11 protein-coding genes and 1 tRNA gene are annotated in these 17,147 nt (G+C 64.8%); 4 read left to right on the top strand and 8 right to left on the bottom strand.

The genetic code is table 11. The features are described 5' to 3' along the window. Positions 1–7 precede the first annotated feature (7 nt). Positions 8–616 carry a nucleotide exchange factor GrpE gene (gene grpE, locus QMG84_RS06415; RefSeq protein ID WP_281931239.1) on the bottom strand — a complete coding sequence of 203 codons (609 nt, stop codon included), beginning with the start codon at positions 614–616 and terminating at the stop codon, positions 8–10. A gap of 131 nt (positions 617–747) precedes the next feature. Between grpE and QMG84_RS06410 the strand changes: the two genes are divergently transcribed. Next, entirely contained in the window at positions 748–1,449 is a 702-nt protein-coding gene (locus tag QMG84_RS06410; protein WP_281931238.1) for a hemerythrin domain-containing protein, read from the top strand. Between the two features lie 277 nt (positions 1,450–1,726). Here QMG84_RS06410 and QMG84_RS06405 read toward each other — a convergent pair whose 3' ends face one another. Next, a complete protein-coding gene (locus QMG84_RS06405) occupies positions 1,727–4,534 on the bottom strand; it encodes a [protein-PII] uridylyltransferase (protein WP_281931237.1) in 2,808 nt (935 codons plus the stop codon). Positions 4,535–4,539: 5 nt separating this feature from the next. Then, positions 4,540–5,493, bottom strand: a complete 954-nt coding sequence (gene gshB / locus QMG84_RS06400) for a glutathione synthase (RefSeq protein WP_281931236.1) — start codon at positions 5,491–5,493, stop codon at positions 4,540–4,542. 129 nt (positions 5,494–5,622) lie between these two features. On the opposite strand from gshB, the gene QMG84_RS06395 reads away from it, so the two are divergent. Further along, positions 5,623–6,945, top strand: a complete 1,323-nt coding sequence (locus tag QMG84_RS06395) for a methyl-accepting chemotaxis protein (RefSeq protein WP_281931234.1) — start codon at positions 5,623–5,625, stop codon at positions 6,943–6,945. A gap of 1,117 nt (positions 6,946–8,062) precedes the next feature. Here QMG84_RS06395 and QMG84_RS06390 read toward each other — a convergent pair. The 3 genes from QMG84_RS06390 to QMG84_RS06380 form a co-directional block, all read right to left on the bottom strand. Then, positions 8,063–8,136: transfer RNA gene (locus QMG84_RS06390), tRNA-Cys, on the bottom strand. Between the two features lie 88 nt (positions 8,137–8,224). Further along, positions 8,225–8,938, bottom strand: coding sequence for an MgtC/SapB family protein (locus QMG84_RS06385; protein ID WP_202073805.1), 714 nt, complete (start codon positions 8,936–8,938; stop codon positions 8,225–8,227). A 16-nt stretch (positions 8,939–8,954) separates the two neighbouring features. Then, positions 8,955–9,440, bottom strand: coding sequence for a cupin domain-containing protein (locus QMG84_RS06380; RefSeq protein ID WP_281931233.1), 486 nt, complete (start codon positions 9,438–9,440; stop codon positions 8,955–8,957). 368 nt (positions 9,441–9,808) lie between these two features. Here QMG84_RS06380 and topA point away from each other — a divergent pair, with 368 nt between their 5' ends. After that, positions 9,809–12,682 carry a type I DNA topoisomerase gene (gene topA, locus QMG84_RS06375; protein ID WP_281931232.1) on the top strand — a complete coding sequence of 958 codons (2,874 nt, stop codon included), beginning with the start codon at positions 9,809–9,811 and terminating at the stop codon, positions 12,680–12,682. Between the two features lie 135 nt (positions 12,683–12,817). On the opposite strand, the gene QMG84_RS06370 is transcribed toward topA, so the two are convergent. Both QMG84_RS06370 and QMG84_RS06365 read right to left on the bottom strand, forming a co-directional pair. Beyond that, positions 12,818–13,024, bottom strand: a complete 207-nt coding sequence (locus tag QMG84_RS06370) for a hypothetical protein (RefSeq protein ID WP_281931230.1) — start codon at positions 13,022–13,024, stop codon at positions 12,818–12,820. Positions 13,025–13,090: 66 nt separating this feature from the next. Beyond that, complete coding sequence (locus tag QMG84_RS06365) at positions 13,091–14,353, bottom strand: sensor histidine kinase (RefSeq protein ID WP_281931229.1); 1,263 nt, start codon at positions 14,351–14,353, stop codon at positions 13,091–13,093. 338 nt (positions 14,354–14,691) lie between these two features. Here QMG84_RS06365 and rnr point away from each other — a divergent pair, with 338 nt between their 5' ends. Beyond that, the gene (gene rnr, locus QMG84_RS06360; RefSeq protein WP_281931227.1) at positions 14,692–16,974 is read left to right on the top strand and encodes a ribonuclease R; all 2,283 of its coding nucleotides are present in this window, start codon (positions 14,692–14,694) and stop codon (positions 16,972–16,974) included. The last annotated feature ends 173 nt before the right edge of the window (positions 16,975–17,147 follow it).

Below are 17,147 nucleotides of genomic sequence, written 5' to 3'. Positions count from 1 at the left end.
GGGCGGATCAGGCCTTGGGGCCGCCGCGGGTCACGCCGACCTTGGCCGGGCGCAGCACGCGTTCGCCGATCGTATAGCCCTGCTCCATCACCTGCGCGACCGTGCCGGCGGGCTTGGTCTCGTCGGGCATCTCGTAGAGCGCCTCGTGCAGATTGGGGTCGAATTTGGCGCCCAAGGCCTCGATCGGCTTCACCCCGTAGCGGGCAAGGCGCGACAGAAAGTCGCGCTCGATGACCCCGATGCCGTCGAGCAGCGTCGCCGCAACGGGATCGAGAGCGGCGCGCGCCTCGGCCGGGACGCTTTCCGCGGCGCGGCGCAGATTATCGACGAAGGCCAGCATCTCGCGGGCGAGGCTGGTCACGCCGTAAAGCTTGGCGTCGGCCACCTCCTTCTCGGCGCGGCGGCGGACATTCTCCGCCTCCGCCATGGCGCGCAGGAGCTTGTCCTTGAGGCTGGCGTTCTCCTGATAGAGATTCTCCAGCTCGCTGAAGGGCTCCGGCTCGCCGATGGGCGCTTCCGCCGAGGGTTGCGACAGGGAGGACGGATGCGCCGCATTCTCCTCCGCGCCCTTGCGCGGGGTCTCGGCGTTGTTTCCGGCGTTGCTCTGGTCGCTCATGCTCTTGTCCGTCTTTTTAAGGATAAGGGGCGTTCTTCAAAGGCCTCGATATCAGCGCTCGGGGCGCCAAAATCAAGTCGGCGGAGGGTCGGCCACGGGGCGAGCCGGCCCATATCGAAAAGGAGCCTCCCATGAGCGCATTCAACGACGCCCGCCGCCGCTTGATCCTCGCCGCCGGCGCAGGCCTCCTGCTGGCGGGGACCGATCGCGGCATGGCGGAGGCGGCCGAGAAGGAGGTTGGCGCGGTGGAGGACCTCATGCGCGAGCATGGCGTCCTCCGCCGGGCGATTCTCGCCTATCGCAACATGGCGGCCAAGCTCCGCGCCGATCCGGCAAGTCTCGATCCCGCTCTACTCGAACGCATAGCGAGGCTGTTTCGCAGCTTCGGCGAAGACTATCACGAGAAAAAGCTCGAAGAGGCGCATATCTTTCCGACGATCAAAAAGGCCGGCGGACCGGCGGCGTCTTATGCCGACGTTCTCATCGCCCAGCACCGGCGCGGCTGGGAGTTGACCGACTATTTTCTCGACGTCGCCCGCAGGGGCGCGATCGGAACGGGCGAGGCGGAAAGGCTGGCGCGCTCCCTGGACGGCGTCGAGCTGATGTACGCCCATCACGCCGCGCGCGAGGATACGATCGTCTTTCCGGCCTGGAAAAACGCGCTCTCAGACCGTGATCTCGACGACATGGGCGAGCTGTTCGAGGACATCGAGCGTCGCCAGTTTGGCAAGGACGGTTTCGAGGACGCTGTGGCGGAAATCGCGAAGGTCGAAGAGGCGCTCGGCATCGCCGACATCTCCCAATTCACGCCACCCCTGCCGCCGCATGCGTGATACCGTTTCCGTTTGAATAGCTCGGATTGGGGCTTGTCATTCCCGGCGGGCTGAAAGCCCGACCGGGAATCCAGAGCCACAAAAGCGCTGGTTTGGCTCTGGATTCCCGATCGCTCGCTGCGCGAGCGTCGGGAATGACTCCGAACCAATCAAGCGGATCTCGTATGACCGTCTTGCGACGTGAGTCGTCATTGCGAGCGAAGCGAAGCAATCCAGGGCCGCAATCACTGCTCTGGATTACTTCGTCACTTCGCTCCTCGCAATGACGGCGCGCGCCCTACCCCACGCTCTGCGCTTTCTCCGCCCGCTTCTCCGCCGGCGGCTCGAAAACCTCGAGCAGCGCCCGCTTGATGGCGGCGTGGCGTTGCGGCGAGACAATTTTCGCGCCGGTGAGGTCGGTCACATAGAAAGCGTCCACCGCCCGCTCGCCGAAGGTCACGATATGCGCCGAGGCGATGTTGAGATTGAGTCGGGAGATAGCGTTGGTCAGCTCGAACAGCAGGCCTTCGCGATCGAGACCCGAGACCTCGATGACCGTATAGACGTTCGAGAGGCTGTTATCGACCACCACCTCCGGCGCGACAGTGAAGGCGGCGAGCGGCTGCTGCTGCTTGGCGCGCGCTTGCACGGCGTCGGAGACGATCACCTCGCCGCTCAGCGCCTTGGCGATGAAGTCGGCGATGCGGCGCGCGCGGCGCAGCTCGTCTTCGTCGAAATCGAAGGCGCGCGAAAAGAAGATCGTGTCGAGCGCGAGCCCATCGGCGGTGGTGAAAATATGCGCGTCGACGATATTGGCGCCGCTCGCCGCGCAGCCGCCTGCGATGATCGACAACAGCCGGCGGTGGTCCGGCGCGATGACCGTCAACTCCACCGCGCCGCGCGTGCGATCGAGCTCCACGGCGGTGGCGAGCGGCGTCGTCGCGCCGGCGAGCTTTTCGAGCATATGCGCGTGGCGCAGTTTGCGGGCGACGTCGACCTTGAGCCAATAAGCGGGATAGTGCCGCTTGGCGTAGGTCTCGAATTTCTCGTCGCTCCAGTCGGGCAACGCTGCGCGCAGCTCGGCGACGGCGGCGGCCACGCGGCTCTTGCGGTCGGCGGAGGAATGGCCGCCGCCGAGCACGACCTCCGTCTCCCAATAGAGAACGCGCAGAAGCTGCGATTTCCAGGTGTCGAGCACGCCGGGGCCGACAGCGTTGATGTCGCACACGGTCAGCACGAAGAGCATTTTGAGCCGCTCGACGGTCTGCACGATCGCCGCGAAACTTTCGATCGTCACGCGATCGGAGAGATCACGGCTCTGCGCATAGGTCGACATTGTGAGATGATGCTCGACGAGCCAGGCGACGGTCTCCGTCTCGCCCGGTGTGAAGCCGAGACGCGGGCACAGCGTGCGCGCCACCTCCTTGCCGGCGATGGAGTGATCCTCCTTGCGGCCCTTGGCGATGTCGTGAAGGAAGAGCCCGAGATAGAGCACCTTGCGATTGACGATCGTCGGCAGGATCTCGCCCACGAGCTGCTGATGCTCGGGCAGGCGCCCGGCCTCGAGATCGGAGAGCGCGCCGACCGCGCGCAGCAGATGCTCGTCGACCGTATAGTGGTGATACATGTTGAACTGCATCATCGCGACGATGCGGCCGAAATCCGGGATGAAGCGCCCGAGCACGCCCGTCTCATTCATGCGGCGCAGAATGATCTCGGTCATGTTCCGCGACAGCAGGATTTCGAGGAAGAGCCTGTTGGCCTCCTTGTCGGCGCGCAGATCGGCGTCGATCTCGCGCAGAGAGAGCGTCACGGCGCGCAGCGCATCTGGATGCAGCGGCAGGCCGTGATGATCGGCCATCCAGAAAAGCCGGATGATGTTCACCGGGTCACGGTGAAACACATTCTCGTCGGCGACGCTGATGCGGTCATGCGCGATGATGAAATCGCCATGCGGCGCCCGAGCGCGCCGGCGCCGGAAAGGCTGCATGAATCGTTCGAAAATCGCGCGCGGCTTCGCCTGCTTTTCTTCGAGCGCCGCGCAGACGATGGCGGTAAGATCGCCGACATCCTTGGCGACAAGAAAATAATGCTTCATGAACCGCTCGACGCGCGACAGGCCGGCGCGGTCGTGATAGCCGAGACGCTGCGCCATCAGCGGCTGAATATCAAAGGAAATCCGCTCCTCCGCGCGTCCGGTGGCGAAATGCAGATGGCAGCGCACGCGCCATAAAAACTCTTCGCAGCGCTCGAAGAGGGAAAGCTCCGCCGAGGTGAAGAGCCCCGCCGCGACCAGCTCCTCCACGTCGCGCACGCGATAGACATATTTGGAAATCCAGAAGAGCGTGTTGAGGTCGCGCAGCCCCCCCTTGCCCTCTTTCACATTCGGCTCGACGAGATAGCGCGAGGCGCCGGCGCGGCGCACCCGCGTGTCGCGCTCCGCGAGCTTCGCCGCCACGAATTCGCGCGCGTCGGAGCGCGCCACCTCGCGGTCGAAGGCGTCCTGCAACTCAATGAACAACTCGGCGCTGCCGAGGATGAAGCGCGCTTCCAGCAGCGTGGTGCGGATCGTCATATCGGCCCGCGCCTGACGCATGCATTCGGCGACCGAGCGCGTGGCGTGGCCGACCTTCTGACGCAGATCCCAAAGAACATAAAGGATCGCCTCGACGACGCTCTCGCCCCAGGGCGTCTGCTTATAGGGCAGCAAAAACAGGAGATCGATGTCGGAGCCGGGCGCCAGCATGCCGCGTCCATAGCCGCCGACGGCGACGATGGTTAGCCGCTCCGCAAAGGTTGGATTATCGGCGGGATAAACGTAGGCGACGACGTAATCATAGATCGCGCCGATCAGCTCGTCCTCGAGCTGCGAAATTAGCCGCGCGCACGCCAGTCCCGAGCCCCTGGCCTCCAACCCGGCGCGGGCGCGGGCGCGGCCCTCGGCGAGGATCGAACGGAAGAGATCGACGACCGAGGTCCGGCGCGCATGGCCCTTCTCGACCTTGCAGATTTGCGCGATCGGGGCCGCGAGCGCGGCGCGCAGCCCGAGAAAGCCCGAAGCCGGTTCAAATCTGTCGAAAATGCTTGGCGTCAAAGCCTGGTCCATCACGCTCATCCTGCGCGCAGCGCCGTCAGCCGCCGCTCGATCGCGTCGAAGAGCGGCGGGGCAAGATCCGGGCCGCCGACCCTTTTCAGCGCGCGCAGCCCCGTCGGCGAGGTCACGTTGATTTCGGTCAGCCGGCCGTCGATCACGTCGATGCCCACAAAAACCAGCCCGCGCGCCTTGAGCGCCGGCCCGAGCCTTGCGCAAATCTCCTGCTCGCGCGGATCGAGCTCGGTCGCCGCCGCCGCGCCGCCGCGCACCATATTGGAGCGAATGTCGTCCTGCGCCGGCACGCGGTTGATCGCGCCCATCGCCTCGCCGTCGACGAAGATGATGCGCTTGTCGCCTTTGGCGACCTCCGGCAGGAACTGCTGAACCACCCAGGGCTCGCGGAAGCTCGCGCTGAACATGTCGAAGAGCGAGCCGAAATTGGGGTCGCGCGGCGTGACTTTAAAGACCGCCGCGCCGCCGTGGCCGTAAAGCGGCTTCATGACGATGTCGCCATGCGTCGCCCGGAAGCGCTCGATCGCCGCCCGGTCGCGGGTGATGAGCGTCGGCGGCATGAGGTCGGCGAACTCCATCACGAAGACTTTTTCCGGCGCGTTGCGCACATGGCCGGGGTCGTTCACCACCAGCACGCGCGACTGGATGCGCTCGAGGAAATGCGTCGAGGTGATATAGGCGAGATCGAAGGGCGGGTCCTGGCGCAGCAGGACGACGTCCATCCTGGCGAGGTCGAGCTCGGTCGCCTCGCCCAGCGCATAGTAGCGCGAGGGGTCGTCGAAGACCTCGATCGGGTGGGCCCGCGCGGTGAGCGTCCCGCCTTCGAGGGACAGCTTGTCCGGCGTGTAGAACCAGAGCCGATGCCCGCGCCGCTTGGCCTCCAGCATCAGGGCGAAGGTCGAGTCCCCGGCGAAATTGATCCGCTCGAGGGGGTCCATCTGCACTGCGATTTCCAGCATTTCTCGCTCCCGCCAAGGCTTTATAGCGCCTATGCCGCCACCGTTAACCGACTGTGAAAGTCTGCGGATTAAACTGATCCCGATCAATTTGCACGGCTGTCGGGGACCATTAGCAGGACTATCGAGCACATGCGCAATCTTTCCATTGGCGCCGGCCTCGTCCTTCGCCAGTTCCTTTTCCTCGCTCTGCTGCTCATCATGGGCGCGGCCGCCTATTTCGGCGCGGCGAATGTGCGCGATCTGACTGCGGCGGCGGCAAGCACGGCGGACCACGCCCAGATGGCGGCCCTCGCCAAAGCCGCGCATGATTCGGCAAACGCCCTTTCGATCGAGCTGTTCATCGGCACGCTCTTCTCGGGCGTGCTGATCGTCGGCGTCTCGGTGCCCACCATGCATAAAACAGTCGCCGTGCCCATCAAGAACATCGCCCGGCAAATGACCGACCTCGCCGCCGGCGACACGAGCCTCGACGTCGACGACACGGCCCGCGCCGACGAAATCGGCGACATCTCCCGGGCGCTCGTCGTGCTGCGCGACGCCGTCCGCGCCAACAACGACATGGCCGCGGAAATCAAGGCGAGAGACGATCGCGAGGAGCGGCTGCGCCGCGAGGCCGCGATCCGCGACAAGGTCGAGCATTATTCCGTCGAACTCTCCGCCACCACCGCAATGCTCGGCGACATGACCAAGCGCATGGCCGCCGCATCCGAGGAAATGATCGTGCACGAACGCCGCGCCCGCGCCGACAGCGATTTCGCCCGCACCGCCTCCACCCAGGCCGCCGCCGACGTGGGCTCGGTCGCGACCGCCTCCGACCAGCTTCTCGCCGCCATCGGCGAGATCAGCAAGCAGGCGGTGGAATCGACGGCGGTCGTGCGTCAGGCGGTGGTCGAGACCAACGGCTCCTCCGCCGAGATGCTGCGCCTCTGCGCCGCCGCCAACCGCGTCGGCGACGTCGTCAATCTGATCTCGAAAATCGCCGCCCAGACCAACCTCCTCGCGCTGAACGCCACGATCGAGGCCGCCCGCGCGGGCGAAGCGGGCCGCGGATTCGCCGTGGTGGCGCAGGAGGTCAAAAGCCTCGCCACCCAGACCGGCAAGGCGACGCAGGACATCGCCGACCAGATCGCCGAAATCCAGGCGGCCACCAATATGTCGGTGGCGTCGATGGACAAGATCAAGGCGAAGATCGCGGAAGTGGAGCATATTTCCGCGATCATCACCCAGGCTGTGCACGAGCAGGACACGGCGACCAAGGAAATCGCCCGCAGCGTCCGCTCGGCGGCGACCAGCGCGGAGGCCATGTCCGCCCATGCCGATCAGATGGCGAACGCCATGACGCAGACCGGCGCGGGCGTCGAATCCATGGTGTCGATGGCGCGCGAGATCGACCAGATGGCCCGCGCCATGCACGCCCATACGGACGAGCTGGCGAAGAGCCTCGCGAGCTGAGGCGCTACGCATTCCCGCATCCAAGCCCCTCTCCCCGCCTGCGGGGAGAGGCTGGGTGAGGGGCCGGGGCCGGAGCCCGGACGTGCATTATGGGCCCGAGCGCCTTGCGGCATTTTTCGTTTCCACTCATCCCCCAAGCCCCTCATACGTTTCCGTTTGAATAGCTCGGATTGGGGCTTGTCATTCCCGACGGGCCGAAGGCCCGATCGGGAATCCAGAGCCACAAAAGCGCTGGTTTGGCTCTGGATTCCCGATCGCTCGCTGCGCGAACGTCGGGAATGACACCGAACCAATCAAGCGGATCTCGTATTACCCGACCTCTCCCCGCGCGCGGGAAGAGGAGTAGAGCTTGGCCGGCATCGAGAATTTACTCCCTAATTTATCCCCACCCCCAAAAACCGCATTATCCTTCCCCCCGCCTCGCCAACTTGCAGGGGCGCCGTCAGGGTCGGCGGCGCCGGTGGGGTCGGTTAAGCGCGGGACGCGACCCTCGTTCCGCGCGGGACTCCGGCGCCGCCCGCCGGGTCTCTCCTTCGTGGGGAGATGCGTGGCGCAAGTCACGCAAGGCTGGGCATAGTTTCCGCGCCCGCGACACGCGGCCCGAGTACCGAAAGGGAAAGCGCCGGCGGGCCGGAGGCGGCGCATGTCGAGGCCCTTGCGACGCGCTCGGAGGCCCTCAAGCCTCCGGGAAAGAAGCAGGCGCCGTCTGGCGGCTGCGCCCGAAGGGCCAAGGTCACAAGATGACCCCACCCCGGACGGAAAGGTGCGCGCGAATAAAGACCGCAGCCGGGACGCCTTGGCCCCGATGCGTTTATTTCCTTCACGCTACCGGCCGAACGGGGTCGGGGCGTCCCGGCTTCCTGTATCGCCTCGCGTCGGAAACGGCGGCGGGAGTCGTGGCGCTGCGCGGCTTTGTGGAGGCATGAATAATACGAGATCCGCTTGATTGGTTCGGTGTCATTCCCGACGCTCGCGCAGCGAGCGATCGGGAATCCAGAGCCAAATCAGCGCTTTTGTGGCCCTGGATTCCCGATCGGGCCTTCGGCCCGTCGGGAATGACAAGCCCCAATCCGAGCTATTCAAACGGAAACAGTAATTGCTTGATTTTACTGGCTTTTGGAGGCCTCGGAGGGAATCGAACCCCCGTACAAGGATTTGCAGTCCTCTGCGTAGCCACTCCGCCACGAGGCCATCCGGCAAAGCGCTCAGCGCTTCGAGTGAGCCGCTCTTACAGGAGGGCGGCGCCGCGAGCAAGGGGATGTGACGTAAAAGCGAAGGATCAGTCTGAGGCGCGCGAGGACCAGGCGGCGTGGGCGACATTGGTCAGCCGGCCGAGCTCCTCGGCGATGGCGTCGAGCTCCTCGGCCTCGACGCTGGTCGCCGCGAGCGTGGCGACGATTTCCACGCCATCCTCCCGCTCCATTTCCCGGATTTCGCGAGCCGGATATTTGGCCGCCTCCAGCCGTTCGTCGAGCAACTCCCGCAGCGCGTCGCGGCTTCCCTCGTCGGTCGTCACGCGCATCTCGAAGATCGACTCGGTCCGGCTCTCATCAATCGGCGCGCGCTCGATGAGATTGACGAGCGGCCGCAGGAAGGTGTTGCCCGCCAGCACGAAACCGCACATCAGCGCCGCCTCGGCCGGATGGTCGGCCCCCGCGAAGGCGCCCGTCACCGCCGAGCACCAGACGGTCGCCGCCGTATTGAGGCCGCGGATGTTCATCCCCTCTTTCAGGATCACGCCCGCGCCCAGAAAGCCGACGCCCGAGGCGACATAGGCCAGCACCTGGGTCGCGCCCTGATTGCCCATGAGCCGCATGCCGAGATCGACAAAGGCCGAGGCGCCCAAGGCCACGAGGGCGTTGGTGCGCAGCCCGGCGTTGCGCTGGCGATATTGCCGCTCCGCGCCGATCAGCGTGCCTAAAAGCAGCGCGACGAAGAGAGAGACGAAGGTGTTGACGAATTCGACGCCGTTGAAGTCGATGATCCCGGCCATAGGCTCACATTTCTATCTAATAGGGACGGCCGTCCTTGTGGAAGAATTGCCAGCGCCCGTCGAGGCCAAGGCGCGCTTCGAGGTCGTCCTCGGGATAGTCCGCGCCGTCCCCTGCGGTCCGGTCGCCGATTTCGAGATAGACCGCGACTGTGTCGGTTCGATTGACAAGATGATGGGCAAGGCCGCCGGCCGGGAACCCGGCGCACATGCCGGGAGAAAGCGCTGTCTCGCCTGATTCGGTCACCAGAGTCGGCGCGCCTTCCAGAATATAAATGAACTCGTCCTGCCGGCTGTGCCGGTGCATGAGCGCCGACTGCGCGCCGGGCGCGAGCCGCGTCAGATTCACGCCGAAATTGCCCAATCCGAAGAGATCGCCGAGCACGCGCTTCTCGCGTCCGGCCATTCGCGCAGCGAAAGGCTCCGGATAGGCGGAGGGGCGGCTGCGCGGGGCGACCGCCGCCGCCTCGACCGCGGCCGGAAGCTTTTCTTCGTCGCGCCTCACCCTCTCTCCCTTTTCCCGCAATTCGCCAAGGCAATGGAATGAATAGCGATCTGGCGTCGTTAGCCCCATACCTCCCCTTTACGGGGAGGTCGGCGGCCAAAGGCCGCCGGGTGGGGTTCTCGCCGCTACGACTCCGATTGGGGCTTTTTACCCCACCCGACCCCGCCATAGCCCGTCTTTTTTAAGACGGACGTCTTAAAAGACGCCCTATGACGGGGCCACCCTCCCCGTAAAGGGGAGGGATCGGCTCACGCCCCGCTTTCACCTGGTTGCCCTGCTCTATCCGCCCCCAATTTGACAGGCGCCGCTCATTCTGCCCATCTTCGCGCCCCGTGCGCCAGAGCGGCGCCTTGTGGGATCGCGCTGAAATGAACGTCGTCATCGTCGAGTCGCCGGCCAAAGCCAAGACCATCAATAAATATCTGGGCCGCGATTTCCACGTCATCGCCAGCATGGGCCATGTCCGCGACTTGCCGGCCAAAGACGGCTCGGTCGACCCCGAGGCCGATTTCGCCATGGTCTGGGAGATGGACGCCAAGGGCTCGAAGCGCGTCACCGAGATCGCCCAGGCGGTGAAAGACGCCGACAAGGTCATCCTCGCGACCGACCCGGATCGCGAAGGCGAGGCCATCTCCTGGCATCTGATCGAGATTCTGAACAAGAAGAAGGCGCTCAAGGACAAGAAGATCGAGCGCGTCGTCTTCAACGCCATCACCAAGGACGCGGTGCGCGACGCCATGGCGCATCCGCGCCAGATCGACCAGGCGCTGGTCGACGCCTATCTCGCCCGCCGCGCGCTCGACTATCTCGTGGGCTTCACCCTCTCGCCGGTGCTGTGGCGCAAGCTGCCCGGCGCGCGTTCGGCCGGCCGCGTGCAATCGGTGGCGCTACGCCTCGTCTGCGACCGCGAGCTGGAAATCGAGAAATTCGTCTCGCAGGAATATTGGTCGCTCGTCGCGCATCTCAAAACCAAGGCGGGCGAGCCCTTCACGGCGCGGCTCGTCGGCGCGGACGGCAAGAAGATCACCCGCCTCGACATTGGCAAGGGCGAGGAGGCCGAGGACTTCAAAAAGGCGCTGCTCGCAGCGACTTATACGGTGCGCTCAGTCGAGGCGAAGCCGGTCAAGCGCCATCCTTACGCGCCCTTCACCACCTCGACGCTGCAGCAGGAGGCCTCGCGCAAGCTCGGCCTCGCCCCGGCGATCACCATGCGCATCGCACAGCGCCTCTATGAGGGCGTCGATGTCGGCGGCGAGACCGTCGGCCTCATCACCTATATGCGAACCGACGGCGTCGACATGGCGCCCGAGGCCGTGACCAGCGTGCGCAAGGTCATCGCCAAAGAATATGGCGACCGCTTTGTGCCCAACGCCCCGCGCAAATATACGGCCAAGGCAAAGAACGCGCAGGAAGCTCACGAAGCCATCCGCCCGACCGACGCCTCGCGCCTGCCCAAGCATGTCGCCAAACATCTCGAGCCGGATCAGGCGCGGCTCTACGAACTGATCTGGACCCGCACCATCGCGAGCCAGATGGAGTCCGCCGAGCTGGAGCGCACGACAGTCGACATCGACGCCAAAGCCGGCGCCCGCACGCTGGATTTGCGCGCGACGGGTCAGGTGGTGCGCTTCCCCGGCTTCCTGGAGCTGTATCAGGAAGGCCGCGACGACGACGGCGATGAAGAAGGCGGCCGCCTGCCGGCGATGAAGCAAGGCGAGCCGGTGACGCGCGAGAAGATCGACGCCACCCAGCATTTCACTGAGCCGCCGCCGCGCTACACGGAAGCCACGCTGGTGAAGCGCATGGAGGAGCTCGGCATCGGGCGCCCCTCGACCTATGCCTCGACGCTGGCCACGCTGCGCGACCGCGACTATGTGCGGCTCGATAAAAAGCGTCTCGTGCCGGAGGACAAGGGCCGCCTCGTCGTGGCCTTCTTGGAAAGCTTCTTCTCGCGCTACGTCGAGTTCGACTTCACGGCGTCGCTCGAAGAGAAGCTCGATCTCGTCTCCAATAATGAGATCGACTGGAAACAGGTGCTGCGCGATTTCTGGCGCGATTTCTCGGCGGCCGTGAACGAGACGAAGGATCTGCGCACGACGCAGGTGCTCGACAGCCTCAACGAGCTGCTGGGTCCGCATATCTTCCCGGCCAAGGAAGACGGCTCCGATCCACGCCTCTGCCCTGCTTGCAACGCCGGGCAATTGTCGCTCAAGGTCGGCAAATTCGGCGCCTTCATCGGCTGCTCGAACTATCCCGAATGCCGCTACACGCGCACGCTCTCGCCGCCGACCGGCGACGCCGCCGCGGACGCCCGCCCCGGCGTGAAGGTGCTGGGCCAGGACCCGGAGACCGGCGCCGAGATCACGCTGCGCGACGGCCGCTTCGGCGCCTATGTGCAGGAGGGCGAGCAGGAGGACGGCGGCGAGAAGCCCAAGCGCGCTTCCGTGCCGAAAAACATCAAGCCCGACGAGCTCACCTTGCAGCAGGCGCTCGCCCTGCTCTCGCTCCCGCGCGAGGTCGCCAAGCACCCGACGACGGGCGAGCCGATCGTCGCCAATATTGGGCGCTTCGGGCCCTATGTTCAGCACGGCAAGACCTACGCCAATGTCGGCCGCGACGATGACGTGCTGACGATCGGCGCCAATCGCGCCATCGACCTCATCGTGCAGAAGGAATCGGGCGGCGGCGGCTCGCGCTTCTCGCGCGCCTCGGAGCCCGGCCGCACGCTCGGCGACCACCCGGAAGGCGGCGGCGTGACGGTGAAGTCCGGCCGCTTCGGTCCTTATGTCAATTGGAAGAAGGTCAACGCCACCATTCCCAAGGGCGTCGATCCCGCGAGCGTGACGCTAGAACAGGCGCTGGAGATGATCGCCGCAAAATCGGCGGGCGGCGGGGGCGGCTCGGCCGGCGGGCGCGTGCTCGGCGAACATCCGGACGGCGGCGCCATCACCGTGCGCGCCGGGCGCTTCGGACCTTACGTCAATCTCGGCAAGGTGAACGCCACTCTGCCAAAAAGCATGTCCGCCGAGGATGTGACGCTCGACGACGCGATCAAGCTCATCGAGGAAAAAGGCGGCGCGCCGAAGAAGAAAGCCCCGGCCAAGAAGGCGCCCGCCAAGGCGAAGAAGGTCATCGAGGACAGCGACGAGGCGCCCTTCGACGACGCTAAGCCGGTAAAGAAAGCGGCGGCGAAAAAGGCGCCGGTCAAGAAGACCGCGACGACGAAACGCAAGACGGCTTAGGGCGCCGGCGGAGCGGCTGTCATTCCCGACGGGCCGAAGGCCCGATCGAGAATCCAGAGCCACGATAGCCGCCTTTGCTCCGATCGCTCGCTTACGCGAGCGTCGGGAATGACAGACCTGTCGCGATGATCGCGTTCAGTATCCGCTGCTACCGACCAAAGGATGAATTCCACTCGATGCGCCGCTCTTTTGGCGGCGCGGCTGCGCGCGGGTCTTCTTCGCAACCTGCGCGATCGTCTCCGCCTTGGACATCTCGAGAGCTTTGGAGCCGGTCGTCGGCAGGGCCTGCGCCGCAGGGGCGCCGATGGCGCAAACAAGAACAAGGGCAAGAATAGAACGCATTTAAATCACTCCTTCGAGCGAGCAGCGCCTCCGATGCTACCATAATTTGCCGCAGGCGCGGCGCGATCACGCGCTGGGCGCACGGGCTGTAATTGTTCCGTCGGATAGCGGCAGGCGAAGGGAAAATTCGCTCCCGCAACCGAGCCCTTCGCTCCTCGCCTGCAACGTCCCGCCATGCATTTCGATGATGCGCCGCGACAGGTTCAAGCCGATGCCGAGGCCGCCGCTATAGCCCTCGATCTGCTCGAACATGCTGAAAATCGTCTCCAGCCTGTCCGCCGGAATCCCAACCCCATTGTCGCGTACGATCACCAGAGCTTCCAAGCCCTCCACCATCGCCTCGACATCGATCTCGCCGTCCGCCGACGTGTATTTCGCCGCATTGTCGATCAGATTGGCGATGGCCTGCACCAACCGCACGGGATCGCCGTTCACCAGGAGAGCTTCTGACGGAAGGAACAAGCCGAGCTTGTGATTACGCGACGCCAGGGCGAACTCGCAGGCCTCGATCGATCGGTTGACGACCGCGACGAGATCGACGGCTTCCATCTTCACTTCGATCTTGCCGGTGGCGATCCGCCCGATGTCCAGCAGATCATCGACGAGGCGGACCATATGCGCGAGCTGCCGTTCGATGATCGGCTGCAGGATCGGAATGGCATTGTCGCCGATCCTGGCCATCGCGTGAAAGCCGTGATGGATCGCGGCGAGCGGGTTGCGCAGCTCATGCGCAAGCGTCGCGATGAACTCGTCCTTGCGCCGGTCGCATTCGCGCAGCGCATGTTCCATATGCGACCGGGCGACCGCGATCGATACGTAATGGCTCAAGGTTTCCATCAGCATCGTCGCGGAGTCGTCGAACCCCGGACGCGTCCGCGAGCCGAAGGAGAGCGTGCCGATGATCCGGCCGTAACTTGTGAGGGGGAAGCAATAATAGGCGGTCAGGCCATAGGCGTTAGCCAACTCGTCACGCAGATCGCGCGCCGTGCAGGTGTTGTCACATTCGCAGTCGCGGGTTGCGCAGCCGAGCAGAAGCGTCTTGTAGTCGAGATCCAGAAACTTGTGCGCCTCCTCCTCGGGCAGCCCGGCGAAGGCGTTCAGCCGCAGTCCCTTCGTTTGCTCGTCGAAAAGGAAATTGAAGAAAAACTGACAATCCAGATCGTGCATTGCATTTCTGCAAATCTCGTCAATCGCGTCTTTGGGATTGTCTACCTGCAGAAGCAGTCCTGCCGCTTGCGACAGAAATGCGTTGCGGCGCGCGCCCGCTCCAAGCGTCTCCTCGGACTCGCAACGATTGCCGATCAAGGCGTCGAACACTTGCTGCCTCATCTACACTACCTTCAACGCACGCGCTTTGGTGATAGGCAGCCTATCGTTCGCTCCTTGATTCCGCCTTTTTTCAAGAAAGTTAATCGAGGCGGCGCCCGCCTTTTAGCTTGGTGGGATGACTTATGACATTGCGCCCATATAGGGCAATACGTAAAATTACCTAAACTTTTACGTTGTTTAGCGCGCAAGATACAACCCAGTTGCACGATTCTCTCGCGCCAGAAAGTCGCGACGGCGCCCGTCTGACAAATCTCGACCATGGATGGCGCAAGGACGTATTTGCAAATATTGTGGGCAGGGATTGCATTGCCGCGCGATGTCCCCATCTGAGCCATATCTTGACAACTAAGAAGACACCCCAGCAGCCCTCCCGCGAAGACCTTCTCGCCTTCCTTCAGCGCGAACGCGAAGCCACAGGCGCCCGTAAGATCGGCGTGCGCGAGATCGCCCGCGCCTTCGGCCTCAAGGGCGACGACCGCGTCGCCTTGAAGCGCATGATTGCGACGCTCGCCGACGAAGGCGCGATCGAGAAGCGCGGCCGCCGCGTCAACAAAAAGGGCGCGCTGCCGCCCGTCGTGCTGGTCGACATTACCGGGCGCGACCGAGACGGCGAGCTGATCGCAACGCCCGTGGAGTGGGACGAAGACGAACTCGGCCCCGCGCCGCGCATCCTCATCCACTCCGGACGCGGCGCCGGCTTCGGCAAAAAGCTTTCCGGCGCGCCGGTGGCGGGCGTCGGCGACCGCGCGCTGGTGCGGGCCGAGCCCGACCACGACGCCGAAGCCGGCGAGCCGCCCTATACCGGGCGCGTCGTGAAACTCCTCTCCCGCGCGCGCAACCGCGTGATCGGCGTGTTGAAGATCGAGCCCAACGGCAATGGCCGCATCCTGCCGATCGACAAGAAACAGGCGGGCCGCGGCGAGCTTTCGGTCGCCTCGGCCGACATCGGCGAGGGCAAGGACGGCGATCTCGTTGCGGTCGATGTCGCCGGCAAGACGCGCTTCGGCGCGCCGCGCGCCCGCGTGCGTGAGACGCTCGGCTCGGTAACGAGCGAAAAGGCCGTGAGCCTCATCGCGCTGCGCGCCCATGACATTCCCGACGTCTTCCGCACTGAAGCGATTGCGGAAGCCGAACGCGCGAGACCTGCGACCATGCACGGCCGCGAGGATTGGCGCGATTTGGCGCTCGTCACCATTGATCCGCCCGACGCGAAAGACCATGACGACGCCGTGCACGCCGCGCCGGATGTATCGCCCGACAATGAGGGCGGCTTCGTCCTCACCGTCGCCATCGCCGACGTCGCCTATTACGTGAAGCCGCATTCGCCGCTCGACAAAGACGCGGTGGAGCGCGGCAACTCGGTCTATTTCCCCGACCGCGTCGTGCCCATGCTGCCGGAGCGCATCTCCAACGATCTCTGCTCGCTGCGCGAGAACGAGGACCGGCCCGCCATGGCCGTGCGCATGCGCGTGACGAGCAAAGGGCGCAAGATCGGCCATAGTTTCCATCGCGTGATGATGCGTTCGCGCGCAAAGCTCTCCTATCAACAGGCGCAGGCGGCCATCGACGGCAGGCCCGACGAGAAGACGCAGCCGCTGCTCGACAGCGTGCTACGGCCGCTCTACGCCGCGCATGAAGCGTTGCAACATGCGCGCAATCTGCGCGCGCCGCTCGATCTCGATCTGCCCGAGCGCAAGATCCTCTTGAAGCCCGACGGCGCTTTCGATCGCGTCATCATTCCGCCGCGTCTCGACGCGCATCGGCTGATTGAGGAATTCATGATCCTCGCCAATGTCGCCGCCGCGGAGACATTGGAGGAGCATCGCCAGCAGCTCATCTATCGCGCCCATGACGAGCCCTCGAAAGAGAAAGTCACGGCGCTCTCCGAGTTCCTCGCCACCATCGGCGTCAAGCTCGCCAAGGGCCAGGTGCTCAAGCCCGAGCATTTCAACGTGATCCTGGCGCGCGTGAAAGGGCTCGAGCACGAGAACATCGTCAATGAGATCATTCTGCGCACGCAGGCGCAGGCCGAATATACGCATGAGAACTACGGCCACTTCGGCCTGAACTTGCGCCGCTATGCGCATTTCACCTCGCCCATCCGCCGTTATGCCGATCTCATCGTGCATCGCGCGCTCATCCGCGCCTTGAAGCTCGGCGACGGCGCGCTGCCGGAAATGCCGGTCGGGGAGCTCGCGGAAATCGCCGCGCGCATTTCCGCCGCCGAGCGGCGCGCCATGGCGGCCGAGCGCGAAACAGTGGATCGGCTGATCGCGCATTATCTTGTCGACCAGATCGGCGCGCGTTTCGGCGCGCGCATCTCGGGCGTCACCAAATCGGGGCTCTTCGTGCGGCTGATCGAAACCGGCGCCGACGGCTTCGTGCCGGCCGCGACGCTCGGGCGCGAATATTATTCCTATGACGAAGCGAGCCATTCGCTCACATCGCGCTCAGGAATGAGCTATCGGCTCGCCGACATCATCGAAGTGCGGCTCGTCGAGGCCGCGCCCATAGCGGGCGCATTGCGCTTCGAGGTGGTGGGCGGCGGCGAGCGACGAACGCCGCCGCGCAATCCGAAATCCTTCAAGCCGGGGCCGCGCGGCGGACGCTCCAAACGGTGAGCGGCGCCGCGCCGTCATTGCGAGGAGCGCAATCGACGAAGCAATGACGGGGCGCAGAGACGAGAATAATACAATTTCCGTTTGAATAGCGCGCATGGGGACGTGTCATTCCCGGCGGGCTGAAAGCCCGACCGGGAATCCAGAGCCACAGATGAGCTGGTTTTGCTCTGGAT

Source organism: Methylocystis iwaonis, assembly GCF_027925385.1.
Classification (GTDB): Bacteria; Pseudomonadota; Alphaproteobacteria; order Rhizobiales; family Beijerinckiaceae; genus Methylocystis; species Methylocystis iwaonis.
This window is presented reverse-complemented; position numbering and strand designations above follow the sequence as displayed.